The 4,114-nt window shown below is 46.7% G+C and carries 5 protein-coding genes; 3 read left to right on the top strand and 2 right to left on the bottom strand.

Annotated features, from left to right (window positions below; translation table 11 throughout):
• Positions 1-732: 732 nt before the first annotated feature.
• Together ACYCZ5_RS13905 and ACYCZ5_RS13900 are read right to left on the bottom strand one after the other, a co-directional pair.
• Entirely contained in the window at positions 733-1,692 is a 960-nt protein-coding gene (locus ACYCZ5_RS13905) for a DUF4424 family protein (protein WP_461545402.1), read from the bottom strand.
• 168 nt (positions 1,693-1,860) lie between these two features.
• Positions 1,861-2,256, bottom strand: coding sequence for a hypothetical protein (locus ACYCZ5_RS13900; protein WP_461545401.1), 396 nt, complete (start codon positions 2,254-2,256; stop codon positions 1,861-1,863).
• A 281-nt stretch (positions 2,257-2,537) separates the two neighbouring features.
• Between ACYCZ5_RS13900 and ACYCZ5_RS13895 the strand changes: the two genes are divergently transcribed.
• The 3 genes from ACYCZ5_RS13895 (at position 2,538) to ACYCZ5_RS13885 (ending at position 3,956) form a co-directional block, all read left to right on the top strand.
• Complete coding sequence (locus ACYCZ5_RS13895; RefSeq protein WP_461545400.1) at positions 2,538-3,161, top strand: tyrosine-type recombinase/integrase; 624 nt, start codon at positions 2,538-2,540, stop codon at positions 3,159-3,161.
• A gap of 95 nt (positions 3,162-3,256) precedes the next feature.
• A complete protein-coding gene (locus tag ACYCZ5_RS13890) occupies positions 3,257-3,634 on the top strand; it encodes a type II toxin-antitoxin system RelE/ParE family toxin (protein ID WP_461545399.1) in 378 nt (125 codons plus the stop codon).
• Positions 3,624-3,956: a helix-turn-helix domain-containing protein gene (locus tag ACYCZ5_RS13885; protein ID WP_461545398.1), complete on the top strand. Its 333-nt coding sequence runs from the start codon at positions 3,624-3,626 to the stop codon at positions 3,954-3,956. Before ACYCZ5_RS13890 ends, ACYCZ5_RS13885 begins: the two co-directional genes overlap by 11 nt.
• Positions 3,957-4,114 lie beyond the last annotated feature (158 nt).

The raw sequence follows: 4,114 nt of genomic DNA, 5'->3' as shown, positions 1-4,114 counted from the left end.
AATCGGTTGTTTTTTCTAACTTTTAAAGAACTTTTTTCTTCTTTCCTTCACCACCGTGGCAGCGAAGAGGTGCGCATTATAGAGACTAAATTATTTCCGTCAACCTAATTTTGCACCAGCAATCTTTAACTGTTTGGTTGCGGGGGCAGGATTTGAACGTTATCTAACACCCAAACGCTACCGCCTCGCTTAACCTCACTGCCGTAACAGCGAGCCGCGCATTATATATACGCTGAATTAATTTACAACCCTTCTCGACTAAAATAGCCAAATACACCGCTAGATTCAGTCCTTTCCACCTAAACAACGGACTGTTAATCCGCAGGTCCCTGGTTCGAGTCCAGGTCGGGGAGCCAAATAAAATAAGGCCAACAGCAATGTTGGCCTTTCTCATTTTGGTCCGCAATTCTGACCTTGGTCCGCAATTCCTCAAAATTGTTAGGTTCGGAGGTGGCTTACTTCACCCAACAATTCATCCTAAATTCAAGTGCAATTCAGATACATCTCTGACCATTAATTTCGCCCTTCTGGGGCAGGTGTTCGGCCATAAGAGACGCTGGGGAATTGCTGAGAAGGCTGCTTGAGAATTCTAAAGGGTGGTCCGCTTCATGCCTGACAGCGGACGTTCAAAACCAAGTGCTTGATAGTGATCGACCGTCGCTTGCTTAACCCATAGCGGACGCATTTGTAAGCGCAATTCAAGCGAGATACCGCCCCGTTCTTTTCAAGAAATTATCTGGGGATGAATGTGACAGCAATTTCATCTTGAGGCACAAAGTTGAACTGAGTAAATTCAATAGTGGTTGAATCAATTCGCTTCGGCTTTCCAGGGAAGCACAAAGAAACAATTTGACCAGGGAAACTTTTGTGAATTTGCAACTTGAAGTTCCGTATTGGGCCCTTCCAGTTGCGGCCTGTGCCTAATATATATTCGACTTCATCGTGCGAGATTGGATAGTCAGGATTTGTTGGAGAACGCTTTGCAAGAGCTCGACTAGTAGGCTTATCTATGCAAAATTCTTTAGGGTCTCCAGTCCCATATCCACTACCAACAAACGGGCTGTATTCATGTACAACTACAATCTCCTTGTTGGCTGGAAACATTTGTTCCCAATAGGCGGTCTCTTTGACTTGCCAATAGCCCCCAGCTTCTATTTTGTTCTTTATTGCCTGCTTCTGAGTTTCTGAAAGGGAGTGCCTGCAAGGTGTGTTATCACTCCAAGCTCTCGTGGCATTTTCATCCCATACATTTAAGCAAGAAAACATAGGATCAAAGATTTGGTCATCGGATAGTCCAATCTTTCGGAATTCATCCGTTGCATCAACACTATCAATCAGGAACGCTCTGTTCTTGCTCACCTTCACTGGAAGGCCATTCACAAATACTTCAAACGAGTCCAGTGGTCTTTGATTCGTTCTCGTTCCGTCCAATTGTCTACTTGAATCAAAGGCGGGCATCGGAAATGCAACGACTGTCTTGATACCCACATTTCCTGTATTTAGATAGCGATATGTGACCCTGATTTTCGATGTCGATATCTCCAATACTTCCGAAAGCATTTCAATCTTGTCGGTTGTTAGAAGTTCAAGGCCACCAACACCCACTCGAGCTATCGAATCATTGGCATTAGCACCAATTAGAAATAGCATTGAAATACAACATGAAAGTATTTGCATCAGTCGTTTCATCATATATACCCACGTTGTGCGTTATCAAAATTTAACTGCAACCAGTTTTCCATCAAAACCAAGCCTTTACCGGCCAAAATATTTCTGATGTTTGATTTGGAAAAAGGAGCTTACTGACTCTTGTTGGCCGGTCTTTGCCTGTGCCAAATCGGTCGTTCCAACTTCAGATTCTCATCCATTAGCAGCCGCAGGTCTTTCGGTAAAACCCTTTGGGTACTGTCTTATAACGTTCAGTACATATTCGGCGATTTCATCGGGGAGAAAATGCCTCACCTGTGAAAATTCCGAATGTACTTGTTTGGCATCGAAGAGCCCGTCCGCAATTAAAATTGGGGTTCCCTTATGCTTTCCAGGAATCTGTTCTCCGTCGTCAACCGCCATGTGCTGAAATCCAGCCGTATTACTCCATCTTAATGATCGCTTTTTAGCATTTTTGTCGTAGCACAGCTCAAAACCAAGGAATGTTTCGTCATCAGATAGCCAAACAATGAGATCAAATTCGCTTGAGGAAAACCAACGTCTCTTTGCATCGCCTGGTATTTGACGAACATTGATAAGTTCTTTCATGAGCGCCTATTCCTCCAATCTGCCGAGCGTATGTATACGACTATTTCTGGCCGATCTCGAACCGTGTACTCCTGGACGGCAAACGACTGTTCTTGAATTCGAAGTCAACATTCTATGGGGCATCGTGCTTCAAAATTCCCGACCGGGCAACTACTAAGAATATATAGACCGTATCTATACCTCACTCCCCTCAGCCAGATAATCATTCGAATTCAATCCCATCTTGATTCCGATCCGTCCAGACGCGCACAGTGGTGATCCTTCTTCAAAAGGAGATCATCATGGAACCGAATACCGTAATTCAACATCATGAGCCCTGGAACAAAGGGAAACTGACCGGCCAGAAAGCACCCCTCAGGTTGAGAGATATCTGGGCGATCAGAGTCTGGCTGCAATTGAGCAGTAAACCCCGCAATCTCGCACTGTTCAATTTGGCCATCGACAGCAAGCTTCGCGCATGCGATCTCGTTAAACTGAAAGTACGAGACATATCCCACGGCGAGCATGTTGCATCACGGGCAACCGTCATGCAACAGAAGACCCAAAGACCGGTGCAGTTCGAAATCACCGAACAAACCAGAGATGCGCTGCTCAAGTGGATAGCTACTGCGAATCTGAAACCGGAGGATTATCTATTTCAAAGTCGCATCGGCAGTTCACATCATCTGTCTACACGGCAATATGCGCGGATCGTGCATAGGTGGGTTGAGCATATCGGGCTGGACACCACCTGTTATGGCACACACACCATGCGACGAACCAAGCCGACACTCATCTACAAGCGGACAAAGAACTTGAGGGCAGTCCAGTTGCTTCTTGGACATTCCAAGATTGAGAGCACCGTGCGCTATCTGGGCATCGAAGTGGACGATGCTCTGGAGATGGCGGAACAGACTGAAGTTTGACCATTCTGCAATGGATAGCGGTCATCAGTGTGACCGCTATCCAAACGGTCAGAAAAAGGGGTTGATGATGGTAGCACTCGGTGCTACCATTTGCCATGACCAAAAAGTCTCCAATCACAGTTCGAGCATTCAAGACGGCGTGGTTTGCCAAAGAAGCTCGTAAGGCGAAGATATCCGATGGGGATCTGTGTCGAGCCATTCGGCAAGTCATTCAAGGACAGGCAGATGATCTTGGTGGTGGGGTGTTCAAGAAACGTCTGAACGATAACATGCACCGATCGATCATTCTGGCCAAGGCTGGTAAGCATTGGATATATGCCTACCTCTTTGCGAAGAAGGACCGAGAGAACATTACGCCAAATGAATTGACAGCCTTCAAGAAATTGGCGAAAGACTATGCAAGTGCCGGGGAAGACAAGATTGCCGCACTGTTGAGAGACGAAGAATTACTGGAGATATGCCATGACGACTAAAACTACTACAGCAAAACCCAAGAGCGATGCCTTCGCAGCCATCCACAGTGCAGCCCAAGGATTGCACCGTGCGGGCGCAATCACCAAAACAACGCTGCGTGAATACGACGCGCTCTGCCTGGATTCGGTCCCGGAATTCAATGCCAAGGACATCAAACGCATTCGTGAGCATGCTCACGTCAGCCAGCCCGTATTTGCGCGCTACTTGAATACCAGCGAGTCCACAGTCCAAAAGTGGGAAACTGGCCAGAAGCGCCCAAGCGGAATGGCGCTTCGGTTACTGAGTGTGGTTGAAAAGCACGGTTTGGAAGTGCTCGTCTGATTATTGCCGATTGATGGTCGCTTCCAAGCAGTTGGAGGGTGTCCAGAATTTTGTGTAAACGGGATTCCATTACTGCTGCGGCATCCTGTCATCAAACTGGATAGAAAACCGGTTTAGCGCCGCCTTCCAATCCCGGATTGGCATCGTCCATTTCTTGC

This window comes from Sideroxydans sp., assembly GCF_054604835.1.
This window is presented reverse-complemented; position numbering and strand designations above follow the sequence as displayed.